At 60.4% G+C, this 16,049-nt stretch carries 16 protein-coding genes; 7 read left to right on the plus strand and 9 right to left on the minus strand.

Features of this window, described 5'->3' with window-relative positions:
- Window positions 1-47: 47 nt before the first annotated feature.
- Window positions 48-464 (minus strand): hypothetical protein, encoded by a 417-nt coding sequence (locus J5289_RS13610; RefSeq protein ID WP_142823261.1) that lies wholly within the window; start codon window positions 462-464, stop codon window positions 48-50.
- 342 nt (window positions 465-806) lie between these two features.
- Here J5289_RS13610 and J5289_RS13615 point away from each other — a divergent pair, with 342 nt between their 5' ends.
- Complete coding sequence (locus J5289_RS13615; protein WP_247750651.1) at window positions 807-2,420, plus strand: tlde1 domain-containing protein; 1,614 nt, start codon at window positions 807-809, stop codon at window positions 2,418-2,420.
- A 168-nt stretch (window positions 2,421-2,588) separates the two neighbouring features.
- Window positions 2,589-2,957 carry a response regulator gene (locus J5289_RS13620; RefSeq protein ID WP_209184239.1) on the plus strand — a complete coding sequence of 123 codons (369 nt, stop codon included), beginning with the start codon at window positions 2,589-2,591 and terminating at the stop codon, window positions 2,955-2,957.
- A 185-nt stretch (window positions 2,958-3,142) separates the two neighbouring features.
- On the opposite strand, the gene J5289_RS13625 is transcribed toward J5289_RS13620, so the two are convergent.
- The 3 genes from J5289_RS13625 to J5289_RS13635 all read right to left on the minus strand — a co-directional run bounded on the left by J5289_RS13625 (window position 3,143) and on the right by J5289_RS13635 (window position 8,567).
- A complete protein-coding gene (locus tag J5289_RS13625) occupies window positions 3,143-4,993 on the minus strand; it encodes a methyl-accepting chemotaxis protein (RefSeq protein WP_209184244.1) in 1,851 nt (616 codons plus the stop codon).
- A gap of 340 nt (window positions 4,994-5,333) precedes the next feature.
- Complete coding sequence (locus J5289_RS13630; RefSeq protein ID WP_209184246.1) at window positions 5,334-7,262, minus strand: methyl-accepting chemotaxis protein; 1,929 nt, start codon at window positions 7,260-7,262, stop codon at window positions 5,334-5,336.
- A 198-nt stretch (window positions 7,263-7,460) separates the two neighbouring features.
- Window positions 7,461-8,567 (minus strand): aldo/keto reductase, encoded by a 1,107-nt coding sequence (locus J5289_RS13635; protein WP_209184248.1) that lies wholly within the window; start codon window positions 8,565-8,567, stop codon window positions 7,461-7,463.
- Window positions 8,568-8,672: 105 nt separating this feature from the next.
- Here J5289_RS13635 and J5289_RS13640 point away from each other — a divergent pair, with 105 nt between their 5' ends.
- Window positions 8,673-9,566 carry a LysR family transcriptional regulator gene (locus J5289_RS13640; protein ID WP_209184250.1) on the plus strand — a complete coding sequence of 298 codons (894 nt, stop codon included), beginning with the start codon at window positions 8,673-8,675 and terminating at the stop codon, window positions 9,564-9,566.
- A gap of 93 nt (window positions 9,567-9,659) precedes the next feature.
- On the opposite strand, the gene J5289_RS13645 is transcribed toward J5289_RS13640, so the two are convergent.
- Window positions 9,660-10,310 carry an NAD(P)-dependent oxidoreductase gene (locus J5289_RS13645; protein ID WP_209184252.1) on the minus strand — a complete coding sequence of 217 codons (651 nt, stop codon included), beginning with the start codon at window positions 10,308-10,310 and terminating at the stop codon, window positions 9,660-9,662.
- A 55-nt stretch (window positions 10,311-10,365) separates the two neighbouring features.
- On the opposite strand from J5289_RS13645, the gene J5289_RS13650 reads away from it, so the two are divergent.
- A complete protein-coding gene (locus tag J5289_RS13650) occupies window positions 10,366-11,031 on the plus strand; it encodes a cupin domain-containing protein (RefSeq protein ID WP_209206512.1) in 666 nt (221 codons plus the stop codon).
- 40 nt (window positions 11,032-11,071) lie between these two features.
- Entirely contained in the window at window positions 11,072-11,317 is a 246-nt protein-coding gene (locus tag J5289_RS13655; protein ID WP_142832635.1) for a DUF6429 family protein, read from the plus strand.
- Here J5289_RS13655 and J5289_RS13660 read toward each other — a convergent pair.
- From J5289_RS13660 to J5289_RS13670, 3 genes are read right to left on the minus strand one after another with little or no spacing between them, the layout of a single operon-like run.
- Window positions 11,286-12,929 (minus strand): IS66 family transposase, encoded by a 1,644-nt coding sequence (locus J5289_RS13660; RefSeq protein ID WP_219276556.1) that lies wholly within the window; start codon window positions 12,927-12,929, stop codon window positions 11,286-11,288. The two genes, J5289_RS13655 and J5289_RS13660, sit on opposite strands and share 32 nt — an antisense overlap.
- 47 nt (window positions 12,930-12,976) lie before the next feature.
- The gene (gene tnpB, locus J5289_RS13665; protein ID WP_219276557.1) at window positions 12,977-13,327 is read right to left on the minus strand and encodes an IS66 family insertion sequence element accessory protein TnpB; all 351 of its coding nucleotides are present in this window, start codon (window positions 13,325-13,327) and stop codon (window positions 12,977-12,979) included.
- On the minus strand, window positions 13,324-13,755 hold the full coding sequence (locus J5289_RS13670; RefSeq protein ID WP_142832636.1) for a transposase: 432 nt from the start codon (window positions 13,753-13,755) through the stop codon (window positions 13,324-13,326). Before J5289_RS13670 ends, tnpB begins: the two co-directional genes overlap by 4 nt.
- A 79-nt stretch (window positions 13,756-13,834) precedes the next feature.
- Here J5289_RS13670 and J5289_RS13675 point away from each other — a divergent pair, with 79 nt between their 5' ends.
- The gene (locus tag J5289_RS13675) at window positions 13,835-14,293 is read left to right on the plus strand and encodes an AraC family transcriptional regulator (protein WP_209206511.1); all 459 of its coding nucleotides are present in this window, start codon (window positions 13,835-13,837) and stop codon (window positions 14,291-14,293) included.
- An 83-nt stretch (window positions 14,294-14,376) separates the two neighbouring features.
- Here J5289_RS13675 and J5289_RS13680 read toward each other — a convergent pair whose 3' ends face one another.
- Window positions 14,377-14,613 (minus strand): hypothetical protein, encoded by a 237-nt coding sequence (locus tag J5289_RS13680; protein WP_111223012.1) that lies wholly within the window; start codon window positions 14,611-14,613, stop codon window positions 14,377-14,379.
- Between the two features lie 568 nt (window positions 14,614-15,181).
- Here J5289_RS13680 and J5289_RS13685 point away from each other — a divergent pair.
- A complete protein-coding gene (locus J5289_RS13685; RefSeq protein WP_111220930.1) occupies window positions 15,182-16,045 on the plus strand; it encodes a site-specific integrase in 864 nt (287 codons plus the stop codon).
- Window positions 16,046-16,049: the final 4 nt, after the last annotated feature.

The following is a 16,049-nucleotide window of genomic DNA, read 5'->3' on the forward strand; positions in this document are numbered from 1 at the left end:
TGTGCAAAGCTTGTTAAGGTCTGGCGCGCGGCGACATCAGCGAGAGGTCAGTGGCGACTTCCCGTCCAGCCCGTCAGCACCGTGTCGTTGACGTCGAGGTCGATCCAGCAGTGATAGTCTTCGTCCCTCGAGCTTCCGGAAGCACTGACTTTCCGCTGGCAACGCGAGGCTCCGGGCCCTCCTTCGCTTCCGAAACGGCGCGTGATCAGCGTAACGCCAGCGGCGGACGTATCGCTGGTCTCGGCACCAAGGGTTTCGAGCGCGTCGTAGAAATACCTGGCGCCGTCGTCATCGCAGGCAATCTGCGCCACGGGCTTATCCTTGCCGAGAACCACGGGCCTGTTTTCTTCGGCAGCCTGCACGATGCATGCCGTCAGCGCCTTGCCGATGCTGTGCGGCTGGGCAGAAGCCGTCATGGGAACGGCCACAAGCGCGCAGAACGCCAGGAAAAGCCGTCTTTCCATTTCTTTTCTCCCATATTTCGGCCGCACGGATTGCCTATGCAGCGCGTCGTCATCGTACCGTCATATTAACCACCCGGTCCGGAATGGCGCAACGGTCAAGACGGCCGAACTGTTCCAAAAACGAACGCCAAGGTGCCGCTCTTGAGCCGCGACGGACAGAAATTTGCGGCAGAGGCTTCTAATATTCACCGCGTAAAGGGTTTAGTTACCAAGATTCTTCATTCTTTGAGACGAGCGGCGGGAAGCAGCGGAGACGAACATCGTCTAGCTGACCACCAGCACAGGCTCCGGCAATCCGGATCGCCTGGCCGCCCGAGTGTGTATCAGTGTGGAACGAGTATCATGGCGTTTGCGATCGAGACGTTTAGGGACGTCAGTCCCAGGGCAGGAAAGGCCGGCAAGAAAGGCTCGTCCCGCGTCATGACGGTCGGCACCGTGATGATCGGCACCGGCGTGGTCGCCTTTTCCTGGGTAGTAGCCACCGCCTTCGCTCTTCAGGGCGTCGTCGGCCCCTACGCAGCAGGCTCTCCCATCCTGCAGAAATCCGGCCCAGCGCTGGTGGCACGAGCAGCGTCGCAGCCTGTCGGCCATCCAAGCCTGCGGCTTGCGACCCTCGACCCCGCCGGCATCAATGCTCTCGCGCTCGCCAAAGCCCATCGCTCGGCAATCGCTGCCGAAATGGCCGCCCTCGCCCCGAGCTACTCCGTCATTGCCAAGAGCGACCGCGTCGTACATGCACCGACCGAGATCGCCGATGCAGGCCAGTCTTCCCATGCGCTCGCAAAGTCGGGGCGCCCGTTGCCTGCCGACGTCATGGCCGCCCTGAAAGTGGCATTGGCCGCCGTGCCGGCCGGAACAGCCGATGCCGCCGCCGTCCGCACGGCAAGCGTCGATCTCGACCGCGCCGCAGCGACCAGCGAACGCGCATTGACAGCCTCGGCTCCTGCCCTCCCCGTGACCTCACGCGACGACAGGCTGGCGCTTGCCAGCGCCGCGCCGACAGGCCCTGGCTCGCAAATTCCGACACCTATGCCCAACCCGACGACGGCAGCGACAGCGTCAGCCGCAGACCGGCCTGTCCAGATGGCAATGATCGACCCGACGCCTGCTCCCGCACGCGACGCGACGGCCCTCGTGCCAGCACAACGCCCGCAGGCCGCCGCAAAGCCTGCCCGTCCGACAGTTGTCTCCACCCGTGAGATCGTGCCGCAGCAGCGCCCCGCTGAAAACGACGACGGTCTTCCGTCCAGCGCCGCTGCCATGGTCGAGCCCGATGCACGGCGCGCAAACGTCGCTGTCGAACAGACCTTCGGACTGGTCATGCCGACCGCTTCCGGCGATTCGTCTGGCACGTCTTCCGCTGATGACATGCTGATGTCGAGCATTCCGCTGCCAACCATGCGCCCGGCCCCTTCGCCGGATGCGGCAACGACGCCGGCCGCAAAGCTGACCCGCCCCTCCAAGGCGCTGCTCGCCTACGCCCGTCCTGACGATGCAGGGATGGACAACGAGCCGGTCTTCAAGGCACCGACCTCGTTGCCGAACGCCCGCACACGCGTTGCGATCTACGATATCTCGGCGGCCCGCGTGTACCTGCCCAATGGAGAGCAGCTTGAGGCCCATTCCGGGCTTGGCCAGATGATCGACAACCCGCGCTACGTCAACCAGAAGAACCGTGGCCCGACGCCACCGCACACCTATGACCTGACGATGCGCGAATCGCTGTTCCACGGCGTCGAGGCGATCCGCCTCAACCCCGTCGACCCGCGCGCCATCTACGGTCGGGACGGGCTGCTGGCCCACACCTACATGCTCGGCCGCCGTGGCGATTCCAACGGCTGCGTCTCCTTCAAGGATTACCGCCGCTTCCTCGCAGCCTTCAAGCGCGGCGAAGTCAACCGCCTGCTGGTGGTTCCCCACCTCTCGGTCGCCCCCGGCCGTATCGCCTCGCGTTAAGCGCTTCGTCCCAGCCGATCCACGCGACGGCCGGGACGACTACGTTAAGGTCCGCCGGCACTTCCTTCGGATTTAATTAAACATGTCCTGATATATCTGCGATGCGCCTGTATCGAAATCCAAGTACCTGCGTTTAGATCGAGACAGAGCAACGGACAGGAGCCAGGAATGGCAAGCGACAGAATGACGGTCTTGGTCGTCGAGGACGAAGCGCTGATCCGCCTCGACATCGTCTGCGCACTCGAGGATGCTGGTTTTGAGGTTCTCGAAGCCCCGAATGTCGCAAATGCCGTGGCTGTCTTGACCGCCCATCCAGAAATCTGTGCTGTCTTTACGGATGTCGATATGCCGGGGTCGATGGATGGACTGAAGCTTGCAGCCGTGGTGTCGATGCAATGGCCGGACACCAAGATCATCGTCACCTCCGGTCGTTGCAACGTCCAGCCATCCGACCTGCCCGCGGCCAGCCGTTTCGTCGGCAAGCCCTACCATCCGGAAACGATTATCAACAATCTCAGCCAGATGCTGGCCGCTTAGCAAGCACGCACCAGCGCACTGTCGGAAAGTCGAACCGACTTAATGTCGGGGCATACAGTCACGCAGTTTGCTGCCGGGGCCTAACACTCACATCGTGATTTGTGCCGTCCTCTCCGGGAGAACGGCGGACTGCGCACGGAGGTCGTATCCGTGCGCAGGCGATTGAACCCTCGGACTGTGCTTCCTCAGGCGCGCCGCAGCTGGCGCCTGGCGGCAGGGGCAAGGTCATCCATCTCGGCATCGGCGTGGCGGAGGGTGGTTGTGCGGTTGAGCTTGAAGCGGCCGACGAGCTCCGTCAGCACGCTGGACCCGGAGAACAATTCGTTGCTGAGAGCTGTCGTCTCTTCGGCCATGGCGGCGTTTCTCTGTGTCATCTGGTCCAGCGCGTTGACGGCCGAACTGATTTCCTGGAGGCCCGTCGCCTGCTCGACGCTGGAGGTGGCGATGGCTTCCACCTTGGCGTCAATCTCGGAGACAAAGCCTTCGATCTTGCGCAAGGCAATGCCGGTCTCTCCCACCAGACGGACGCCGGTCGAGACCTCGTTGGACGAGTTGACGATGAGCGCTTTGATCTCTTTTGCAGCCTTGGCCGAGCGCTGCGCCAGTTCGCGCACCTCATGGGCAACGACAGCGAAGCCCTTGCCCTGATCTCCCGCCCGCGCCGCCTCTACGCCCGCGTTCAAAGCCAGCAGGTTCGTCTGGAAAGCGATTTCGTCGATGACGCCGATGATCTGCGTAATTTCTCCCGACGCCGCCTGGATGCGGTTCATGGCAGCAACCGATTCCTGCACGGTCATGATCGAGGTATGCGCACACTGCTTGGCATCGGCAACGAGGTGACGCGTCTCGAGGCTCCGCTCCGACGAGGACCGTACGGTAGCAGTCACTTCTTCCAGTGCTGCGGAAGTCTCTTCCAGCGCCGAAGCCTGCTCTTCAGTACGCTTGGACAGGCTGTGCGCAGCCTCCTGCATCTCGGTTCCGTTGCCGTGCACCAGCCGGGTCTTCTGCAGCACTTCTTCCAGCGTCGTCTGGAAGTTTGCCAGCGAATTGTTGAAGTCGGCACGCAGCGGTTCGAACTGCTCGCTGAAGCTTGAATCGATCGTCGTCTGCATGTTGCATTGGGCAAGCCGGCCAAGCCCGGCGCCAAGGGCGTCGATCACCATCTTGACTTGCCTGGATTCTTCCAGCCGCTCGGCCTCGCGACCGCGCCGCTCGGTTTCGGTCTGGGCTCTCGAGGCCTCCGCCTGATCGTGCAAGCTTCGATTTTCGAGGCCTGCCGTCCGGAAGACATTGAGCGCCGCAGACATCGCACCGATCTCGTCGGTCCGGTCGGCGTAAGGGGCAGCCTCGTCGAGATTGCCGCCCGCCATCTTCGACATGGCTGTCGTCATTTTGGTGATCGGCTGGATCGCTCTCTGCCGGATGGTGACGAGGCCAGCCAGGAACACCACGACCGACAGGCCACCAGCACCGAGCGCCAGCGACATCAGGCTGGACGACATGCGGGCGGTTTCGGCCTCCTGCGCTGCCGACAGCGCGTCTGACATCTTCACCAGCTTGAGGACTGCCGCCTCATGTGCATGGAACGTGTCTTTCAGCTCCATCAGAGCCGCATGCCTGTCAACCGAGCTGTCGGTAGACAGAAAGCGCTCGTCCATGACCTTCCAGAAAACGTCTCCCTTGGCGAGAACATCGTTCTCCAGCTCGTTCTTGATTTCATCAGGGAGCCCGGATGCACGCCAGTACGCACGACGCTCGTCGTAGTCCTTCCTCAGCGACCGTATCTTTCCGGCATTGACCGCATAGAGATCGGGGTTGCTGCCGATCTCGTTTGCCAGCATGTAGGACTCTATCAGGTAAAGAGGCGGCGGCAGGATGTCGGCAACCAGATCCTTGCCCTCGACGATCGACTTGTAGATCGGTCCGTTCACCTTGAGCTTCTCGATCGCATAGGTCTGAAGACCGATGGACACGAAGAGGCCGGCGCCGACGACCAGCCCGAACAGCAGCAAGGTGCGGGAAAGATTGATTTTCATTTAGGGAGTCCTCATTTAATCGAAGACTGGCATTCAAATCTCAATAAATTATGCACTTAGCGGCGTCCGTGCCCCCGGATCCTTAACGATTCCAGTAATTCTCCGGCCGGCGGACGGCAATGCAGCCACGCATTGAGGATCGTCCGAACCGACTACACGCTCCGATATGCGAGCGTCAATACGCTGTAAACACATGTATTTTAGCAAGAGGCAATCTTCGCGAGCGCGCCGGCCTTGATCACGGGAAGAACAACCCGGTGGCTTAAAGGGTGCCGGACGGTGGAGCAGATCGCTGCTCCACCGTCCGGTTCCGAAATCCCTTCACAGAAATGCGATGCGCTTAGAACTCTTCCCAGCTGGCGCCTGAACTGCCGCCGCCTGCTGCCATCTTGCGTGGTGCGGCGAACTGCGCCGCCGGGCGGGACTGACGCGCCGGAGCAGCCATGGCCTGCGCCGTCTGCCTGAGCGCCGATGACTGTGTATTCCTGACACCTTCGAGCTTGAACTGGCTGACGAGTTCGAGAAGCGTATTGGCCTCGTTGGCGAGCGTATTCGACGCGGCGGTCGACTGCTCCACCATCGCGGCATTCTGCTGTGTCGTCTGGTCCATCGAGTTCACGGCCTGATTGACTTCGTGGAGCCCGGTGGCCTGCTCTTTTGCAGACGTGGCGATCGAGTCCATGTGGCCGTTAATCTCGACGATGAACTGCCCGATGGTTTTCAGGGCATCGCCGGCATCGCGCACCAGCTTCACGCCGTTTGCGACTTCGGACGAAGAGCTATGGATTAGACCCTTGATTTCCTTGGCTGCCTGCGCCGAACGCTGGGCAAGCTCGCGAACCTCCTGCGCTACCACGGCGAACCCCTTGCCTGCCTCGCCGGCACGGGCTGCCTCGACGCCGGCATTCAATGCCAGCAGGTTGGTCTGGAAGGCGATTTCGTCGATGACGCCGATGATGTTGGAAATCTGCTGCGAAGAAGTCTCGATCTTCTCCATTGCCTCTTCGGCCCGCGAAACGACTTCAGCAGACTTTCCAGCGGACTCGTTGGCGCGAGACGCCACGTCGCGTGCATCTTCGGTGCGCTTGGCGGAGTTAGCCACGTTGACGGTGATTTCCTCAACGGCCGCAGCGGTCTCCTCGATCGCGGCAGCCTGTTGCTCCGTCCGCTTCGACAGATCGTTGGCGCCGGCTGCAATCTCGCGAGTGCCGTTGCCCATGCTGGATACGCTGGTGGTGATGGACGACAGGGCGCCGCCGAGCTGCTCGACCGACCGGTTGAAGTCGTGGCGCAAGGCATCGAAATCCGGAGAAAATGCTTCCGTTAGCTGGAAGGACAGGTCACCTGCTGCGAGGCGCTTCAGACCATCTGCAAGGCCCGAGGTTGCGATGCGCAGACGTTCGGCCGCTTCTTCTTCAGCCCGGCGCTGACCCTCGATCCGGTCGATTTCAGCCTGCCGCCTGTTGTCTTCCGCCTCGCGTTCCAGGCGATTGTTGGAAATCGCTGCCTGACGGAAGATTTCGACCGCGCCGGCCATCTGGCCGATTTCATCGGCCCGGCGGGCAAAGGGAATTTCCGAATCCGTGTCGCCTTCCGAAAGCTTGCGCATCGAGGTGTTGATGCCGGCAAGCGGACGCGAGACGTTCATTATGGCAAAGAGCGCAGAGGCAATGCCGAGAAGGAGAGCAAGCCCAAGGCACGCGTAGGTGACATCAGACGCGAAGGAGATGGTGTGCAACGTAGCGGCGCCTTCGTCCTTGGTGTTCATGGCGATGTCATCGACAGCTGCCTGAACGGCGTCGCCGGCCGAGCTATAGTCGGTGAGCGCCTTGCCATAGAACAGCGCTCTCGCCTCATCCGCTTTGGCATTCTTTGCGAGATTGCCCACTTCGCCCCAAGACTGCAGGCCTGCGCTCCAGTTGCGCTTCAGCGTGGCAAACAGCTCGATGTCTTCCTTGTCTACCAGAAGCGGCTCATAGGTGCGGATGTCATTCTCGACCTTATCGATTGCAGTCTTCAGTATATCTGAGAACTTCTGGCGCTGCTCCGCTGGAGCGTTCAGTACGGCGCTTTGATAAATGCGAACATCGCCGATGTCAGCATTCATCTGCCCAAGAAGAATGAAACCCGGAATGCGCTTTTCAATGATGACATGGTTTTTCATTTGAATAGAATCGAGAGAATAAACCGCAAAAAAACCTAGTCCGGCGGTCATGGCCACAGACACCGAAAATATGCCTAAAAGCTTCGTTGCGACAGAAAGTTTCATACTCTTGACCCCGATTCGCTGCTGCTGGAAATACCAACTGTCAAGAAAATATCGGACAATCGTTAATTATAATATAAACTACTTGTAAAGTATAAAGGCGTTTCTGCAACGCACTACGCATTGACTATTCGATACTGAATCTATGCTGCTTTCGGGCACAGGCGTTGATCGGGGCCGGTTGCCGGCCCCGATTCCGGCTCAGGCGGGCCTCACCCAGGAACGCACGGTCGTGCCGCCGAAAATCACCTCTTTCGGCAGATCGAAGATGAAATACGGGTTGAACGCCGGCGGCGCACCGATCGAATCGAGGCGATGAAGGTGATCCCCCGTCAGTACGATCTCGAGCGAGGCTATGTTTTCCGTGAGTTGTCCGGCGCGGCTCGCCCCGACGAGCACGGAGCCAACGCCCGGACGCTGCATGAGCCAGGCGAGAGCGACCGCCGCCATCGGCCGGCCCAGTTCGGCCGCAACCTCCGTCAGCACATCGACCACCGCGAAGTTCTGCTCGGTAAACAGGAGCCCCCCGAACGGATTGTCACCGTTGAGGCGGCCATCGCTTTCGCCCTCGCCGCCATCGCCGGCGGTGTCCGGAATTGCCCCAGCCGGCCCGGCACGGCTCAGCATGTCGCGGCCGTATTTGCCGGTCAGCAGACCCGCAGCAAGCGGGCTCCATGGCACGAGGTCCATTCCGAGTTCGGCAGCCGCGGGAAGAATGTCGAGTTCGACGCCGCGATCAACGAGCGAATAGGCATATTGCAGGCCGATGGGCACCGGCAGGCCATGGGCAGCAGCCAGCGTCGCGAGCTTGGCGACATACCAGGCCGGCGTGTTCGAGAAACCGTAATGCAGGATCTTTCCGCTCCGGACCGCATCTGTCAGCGAAAGCAGCACCTCTTCTGCAGGCGTCGTGCGATCCCAGACATGGATCCAGTACATATCGATATAGTCGGTCTGCAGCCGTCTCAGCGATCCCTCGATGCCGAGCCGGATGTTCTTGGCACCATTGCCGCCATGGAGAGGCGTGCCCTGGCTCCGGGAAAAGCCCGACTTCGTTGCGATCACCACCCGGTCGCGCAATCCCGCCTCCGCGACAAACTCCCCCAGCATCTCCTCGCTGCGCCCGCCGGAATAGACATCCGCCGTATCGAAGAAGTTGCCGCCGGCAGCGATGTAGGTATCGAAAAGCTCGCGCGATGCCTTGCTGCCCGAACCCCAGCGCCCGGCGCCGAATGTCATGGTGCCGAGCGCAAGAGGGCTGACGATGAGGCCCGAACGTCCGAGCGTGCGATAGCTGGTGAGATCCATGGGAATATCCTTCCGGTTTGACGTCTTGCTGCGCTCACCCTACAGCACGCCGCAAACCTCGATTATCCGTTGCACGCCGCATGAACTTATGAGCACACTGCATCAATGGAACGCGGCGAACTGAATGATCTGATGGCCTTTGCCGCCGTGGCGCGTGAGCGCAGTTTTACGCGGGCAGCAGCAGCGCTGGGAATTTCGCCCTCGGCTCTCAGCCATGCGATCAGGGGGCTCGAAGAGCGGCTTGGGGTCAGGCTGCTGGCGCGCACGACGCGCAGCGTCGCGCCGACCGATGCCGGACAGCGGCTGCTGCAGCACATCCAGCCGGCCTTTACACAGATAGAAGCCGGGCTGGAAGCGCTTGGCGAATGGCGCGACAGTCCGTCGGGCAAGGTCAGGCTGACGACCTTTTCCTACCCGGCCCGGACCATTCTCCGCCAGAAGCTCCCGACCTTTCTTCTCGACAACCCCGATGTCGAGGTCGAGGTCGACATCAATGACCGGCTGGTGGATATCGTCACCGACGGTTTCGATGCCGGCATTCGGTTCGGGGAAACCGTGGCGAAGGACATGATTGCGGTGCGCGTCGGCCCGGATCTCAGGACCGTTGTCGTCGGCACGCCGTCATATTTCGAAAACCACAGGAAGCCCGAGGTGCCGGGCGACCTAGAAGGACACAACTGCATAGGCTACCGGCTTGCCAGCGCCGGCGGGCTCCTGCCATGGGAATTCCAGTCAGGGGCACGCGAGATCAAGATCAGGACATCCGGATCCTTCGTCGTCAACGATGGCGACCTCGCCGCTGCAGCCGTTCGCGCCGGCGCAGGCCTCGGCTACGTCATGGAAGACGACGTCGCCGACGACATCGCCGCAGGCAGGCTGATCCGCGTCCTCGATGCATGGTGCCCGCCGTTCCAGGGCTGCTATCTCTACCACCCCAGCCGCCGCCAGACCCCACCAGCCCTGCGCGCCCTCATCGCTGCGCTGAAGGAGGAGGCGTGATCTCATCCGAGGTCATGTAGATATGCATCGCGGACCTTCCGGCGCGAACATTGCCGTAATGGCATCCGGACGCTCTTGCAGAGACCACTGAGCCTAGCTGCGGGCGTAACAGCTGAGATCAGACGTATGAATCGCCGCAGGCGTCATGATTGTCCTATAATTGTAATTTGCGCAGTCACGGTGTGTTGCTACGCTGAAGCTGGATGCCGACCGCTCGAGCACGCCTTTCGACGGACCGTCCGAACCTATTCCCGCTCTATGAACGATCCACTCCATGTCGTTGGCCTCTGTCGCAAGATATTGCATCACCGCTTCGTTGTCTTCATGCTGACCGATATAGGCGCGGGCCAAGGTGTTGCGTATCGTCCAGAAGAGTGGAGAAAGTCTCCCGTTATAGGGTCTGCTCAATCCTCCCGCCTGGTAGAGAAAACGCTTTACGCCGTGCCGCCGCATCGAGGGGACAAGCCTTTTCACGAAGGCGGTATTGATCCTGTCGGTCCTCTGGAGCTTGACATCGCCGAGCATCGAAATGACGAAATCGACCCCGCTCACCAAGGCATCCGTGTCGATCGGATCCGTGATCGAACCCTGACGCACCTCGAGGTTCGCAGTTGCAACGCCCAGCTTTTCCGGAGACCTCGCCAGTGCCCTCACCCTGTGGCCGCCCGCAAGAGCCAGGGAAACGAAATGCTTGCCCGTACCGCCAGTGGCGCCGAGTACCAGAAAAGTCGATTGTTGGGTCATCCATGAAATCCGTTCGTTAGTGCAACCACGCCCCGGCATCATAGGAGTGAGGCCCTTGCCGCTTGGCTCCGAGTCCAAAGCCTGCCGCCATCGTTCGCATACAGCCGGCTGCTCCCGTGAGGAAACTCGCGTCTTTCGCTCCCATTTCCGTGAGTTGAAATTAGACCGGGATCTCCGTAGGTTCTATGGCATGGAATCCACATTAGTATCGCGATCGTCCATTCTGGCCAGCCATCCGCTCTCGGACGTGCTGTCACTGGTGAAAACGCGCGGCTATATGTCGGGCGGGTTGGATTTTGGCGGCAACTGGTCCTACGCCTTCGCGGCGGATTCAGCCTTTCGCTGCTTCGCGATCGTATCCGGCCAGTGCTGGCTCTCCGTTGCGGATGGACCGGACCCTATCCTGCTTAGGGAAGGAGAGTTCTTCGCCCTGCCCCACGGCCACCGTTTTTCCCTGGCAAGCGACCCGGCAATCGAGCCGGGCAACATCTATGACGAGGTGGACGGTCCCCTCAACGGGCGCGTGCTTCAAATCGGCGGCGGCGGTAGCTGTTGCCTGTTCGGTACCATTTTCACGTTCAGGCAGGAGCTGTCGAGCCATCTGCTCAACGCCCTTCCCGAGATACTGCATATCGGTGATGGCGCGGATCGATACGCCCTCAAAACCTATCTGGACCGGATGATGGCGTTGCTGAGGCATCCGCGTATCCATCCGAGGTGAACCGCAGGATTTTTGCTTTTGCGCGTGGTAAAATGGCGGGATGGAGATCGACGAAGGCAAAATCGACGATGCTGTGCTGGCGCTGCTATGGCTGACGCTTCACAACGAGCGTTGCGCCTGGAAGGGTTTTGACTGGGCTACGACGGATCGGTTGCATCAGAAAGGCTTGATTGGCGATCCGGTGAACAAGTCGAAGTCGCTGGTGCTGACGGATGAGGGTCTACGCCGATCGGAAGAGCTTTTCCGGCAGTTATTTACGCAGCAACCGCAATCTCCGCCGCCTTGATCCTCTTCCATTCCCATGGCAACAATTCGTGCAGGTGGGAGACGGGCAGATCGGCGATGCGAGCCAGCACGTCCGCCAGCCAGGCCTTCGGATCGATATCGTTGAGACGGGCCGTGGTGATAAGGGTCAGCATGATGGCAGCCCGGTCTGCGCCGCGATCGGACCCGGCGAAGTTCCAGTTTTTCCTTCCGCACGCCACGCCGCGCAGAGCTCTTTCCGCCGCGTTGTTCGTCATGCAGATCCTGCCGTCATCGGCGTATCTGGCAAAGTCCTGCCAGCGCGACAGCATGTAGTTGATCGGCTCAAGCACCGGTGAGGATCGCGACAAACCTTCGCGCTCCTGCCGCAACCAGGTCTCCAGCTCTTCGAGCAGCGGTTTGCTCATTTCCTGGCGCACGGCAAGTCGCTCACCGGCGCTCTGGCCGTTAATGTCGCGCTCGATGTCAAACAGCGCATCGATACGCTTGACCGCCTCCAACGCCGTCGCAGAGACAGGCTTTGCCCCTTTGCCCCGCCGGGCACTTCGCGAGACATCTGCCAACTCGAAGAACTTTCGGCGCGCGTGGGCAAAACAGAAGGCCGGCGTCACCGGGATCTGTTTCTTGGTCCGATCGAAGAGCGGATTGAAGCCATTGTAGCAATCAGCCTGCAGGATACCGGTGAACTCGGCCAGGTGTCGTTGCGGATGCTCACCCCGCCTATCACTGGAGGCGTAGAAGACGGCCGCCGGCGGTGATAGCCCACCAAACGGCCTGTCGTCGCAAACGTAGGTCCATATGCGCCCCGTCGTGCACTGGCCCTTGGCGAGGATCGGGATGGTGGTGTCGTCGCCGTGCAACCGCTCGGCCGCAAACACATGGGTCTCAATGAGATCGAACAGCGGTGTGACGGCGGCGCTGACGTAGCCAACCTGGTCGGCAAGCGTCTGGGTGGACAGATCGATCCCTTCACTGCGAAAGCGACGGCTCTGGCGGTTGAGCGGCTGATGCTCAGAGAATTTGTCGAAGACGATGGTGGCGAGTAGCTTGGGGCCGAGAAAGCCACGTGGCGTTGCATGGAAGGGTGCGGGCGATTGGCTGATGCAGCCGCAGTCCCGGCACGTGAACTTCTCCCGCACGGTCTCGATGACCTTGAAGCGGCGCGGGATCTCCTCCAGCGTCTCGGTGGTGTCCTCACCGAGCTTCGACAGGCGTTCGCTGCCGCAGTGATCGCAGGCACTGGGCGCGTCGATGACGACGCGCTCGCGCTCGATAGTCTCTGGCCAAGGCTTGCGCACTGGCCGCTTGCGGGTGAAGGCACGCACGACTTGGGTTCTGGCCGCCGCCGCTTCTGAAGCGAGCTCGTCCTCGGTGGCATCGGCAACCAGCTCCTCGAGCTGCAATTCCATCTGGTCGATCAGCCGCTGGGTGCGCTCCCGGCTTGGACCATGTTTGTCGCGTTCCAGCTTGGCGATCAGCAATTGCAGATGGGCGTTGAGCGCCTCGATGCTGGAAAGTTTTGCCTTGGCGCTGGTGGCTTCCGCCTCGGCCCGCAACCGTGACTCGCGTTCTATCAGCAGCGCGGCGTGGGCGCTGGCAAGATCGTCAGGAAAGGAAAGCGGTGGTAACGACATGCCAGAATAAGAGCATATTTCTTCAACAAATTCAATGATGAAGAAACTCAAACGCGTGTTGGACGCCAAGTTTCCTGAGGAGCTCGCCAGTCAATTCCAGAGAGCAAATAGGAAAGCTGCGCCGGTGTGATCGCCACCGCGCCACCCTGCACATTCGGCCAGATAAACCGGCCGCGTTCTAATTTTTTCGTGAACAGCCATGCGCCCTGGCCATCATGCCAGATCAACTTTATCAGGTCACCGCGGCGGCCCCTGAAGCAGAACAAATGACCGCCCAGCGGATCATGCTTTAAAACTTCCTGCACCCGAAGGGCCAAGGATGGAAAGCCACACCGCATGTCGGTATGTCCGGTCGACAGCCACACCTTGATCTCCGCCCCCATCGGAAACGGATTCATCGCAATGTCTCCAAACCACGCATGATCCGTAGCAAAACGTCCACATCGATATCCTGGCCCATGATCACACGCCGGCCGTTCGCACTCACCACCTCTATGCGACCCCGGTCGGTGATGGGAGACGGCACCGCGACAGTTTCCGCAGGAGGCGTGCTCGCAAAAACAGGCTCGGCAGCAACGACAATCGCCGGAACAAACTCGTTCGTCGAGCGGTGGACAAGGCGTCCTTCCCGCACGGCCCTGCGCCAGGCATTCAACTGCCAACGCGTGATCCCGTGACGCTGCGCCGTGACTGTTACCTGCCGCGGGCCAGCATAACTCTCAGCCACGATCGCCAGCTTCGCTTCATCCGTGAAACGCCGCCGACGCCCGCTATCGACAATCTCCATCCGGCTGAAACGCCCCGAGTGATCGCTTGTGATGTCCATGAAAGCACCGTCTATATTGCCGTCTATATAGACAGAGCATCCACACGATCACTCAAATCCGCAATCCGGTTCAGCTCGGATGCGTACGCATCCGCAACCGGGAAGCGTTCTCGTTGCCGAATACCTTGCCGAGACGATGTTGGTCGAGGTTTTGCGGCTGCACCTCGCGCAACAGGCAGAGATCGGCATAGGCTGGCTGTTCGCCCTGTCGGATAAGCGCCTTAACCGAGCCGTTACCGCCATTCACGAACAGCCCGGCCACAGATGGAGCGTTCGGCAACTCGCAGAGCGCGCCGGCATGTCCCGCTCGGCCTTCGCTTTCCGGTTCAAGGAGAAAGTCGGAGTATCGGTGATGGAGTATGTCGTGCAGTGGCGAATGATGCTCGCAGCGGACCGCCTGCTGACCACCCCGGACACTATAGCCAACATAGCCAGCAACCTCGGATACGATTCCGAAAGCGCATTCGTATTCGCATTCCGCAGGGAAATTGGCTGCACACCGCGCCAGTACAGCCGCCGAGCCGCGCGCGCGGCCTAGCCTTTGCCAATGCGGCCGTGATGGCTGGCAGGGGTCAGCGAGCGTGAAATCTCAGCCCGCCCGTCTGGCAGCACCACATAGCTTTACGACGCCGAGAATTTTACCGTTACGCCGCGCTGGCGAAAGTAGGCCTGCATCAGCTTTCTGCCTGAACGATTGTTCTGCACGAGCCGTGAAGGGTCGAATACGGCCTCTTTCAGGCCTGCTCGCGTCAATGCTGCCTTCAGATCCGCGATATGTACGTCGATATCGGCATTGTTCGCCTGAAGCGATTCATAAACCCGGTTTGTTGCATCTGCTACGGTTGGTTCGCTCACGATCACTCCGGTCGCCGTCTGTTTGGCGATTGCTAGGTTTTTCCGCCCCGATCCTATTGTGGTGAAAAGCGCTGGCGTCAATAGGGCAACATGGATTGAAACATTGCGACCGGGTCGGAGAAGCGCGATACACATCATATATTGTGAAACCGGTCAGTGCCCCTGCCTGGCGGGCGATCCACCAGACCGCCCCGCGAGATGTGTCCGATCCGAATTCTACAGTGAATGGCGGCGACGGTCTTTTGCTGTCGGCCGGGCTTCAGACACCGACCTGTCCGCGACAGTGGGACCAACATTCCTGGCGGCGGTGACCAGTCTCGGAAAGTCTAATTTGGCAACAAGCATGCAGCAAACCATCGACAACCTGTTCGGCACGACGTTGTCACCTATGTCTCCGGGTCGGACATGACGAGACAAGAGTCCGCCGCAACACCTAAGTGATTGAAAAGATTCGACGTCACTGTGATTGAACTAAGCCGCTGATCGCGGCGATTTGCGGCGGGCTTTGACGAGAGCGCCCTGACTGAGAGGATGGTTGTGTTGCAACCCACCCTTCAGACAGGAGGCCCCGATGGCTGAGATAAGCCCTCTTCGCCGCCGGATGATTGAGGACATGACGATCCGCAATTTGTCCCCGGCGACCCAAAGATCCTACATCAGTGCAGTCCGGAAGTTCAGCCGCTATTTCTCCCGATCACCTGATCGGCTTAATCTCGACGACATTCGCACGTTCCAGGTTCACCTTGTCTCGACGGGGATATCGTGGGCATCGTTAAATCAGATCGTGTGTGCTCTCCGATTTTTCTATGGCATTACCTTGGCCCAAGACGATGTCCCTGAGCGGATTCCATACGCGCGCAAACCCCGCAAGATCCCCGTTGTTCTGTCGGCGGACGAGGTGGCCCAATTTCTTGAGGCCGTCTCCAGTCTCAAGGCGCGTGTAGCGCTGACCACAGCTTATGCCGCTGGCCTCAGGGTCGGCGAGGTCTGTGGTCTGAAGATCGAGGATATCGACAGTTCCCGGATGGTGATCCATGTTCGTCATGGCAAAGGCGCCAAAGCCCGATACGTCATGCTGTCAAACGAGCTGCTGGGCATTTTACGCAGTTATTGGCGTCTATCGCGACCCACCGGGTTCCTTTTTCCAGGGCGCGATGCCGACAGGCCGATCGAACCGACCGTTTTGAACGCCGCCTGTCGTTCAGCGGTTGCCGCTACTGGCCTTTCAAAGCGGGTCACCGTCCATACGTTGCGGCATTCCTTTGCAACGCACCTTCTGGAGAATGGCACCGATATCCGGATCATCCAGGTCTTGCTTGGCCATGCCTATCTATCCAGCACTGCGCATTATGCACAGGTGTCCACCGACACCATCAGGTCGACCGCCAGTCCCCTTGACCGTTTGCGATTGGAGGTGACCCCGCCGGAAGCGTAGCAGG

The sequence above is a fragment of the Rhizobium sp. B230/85 genome (assembly GCF_019355735.1).
Classification (GTDB): Bacteria; Pseudomonadota; Alphaproteobacteria; order Rhizobiales; family Rhizobiaceae; genus Rhizobium; species Rhizobium rhododendri.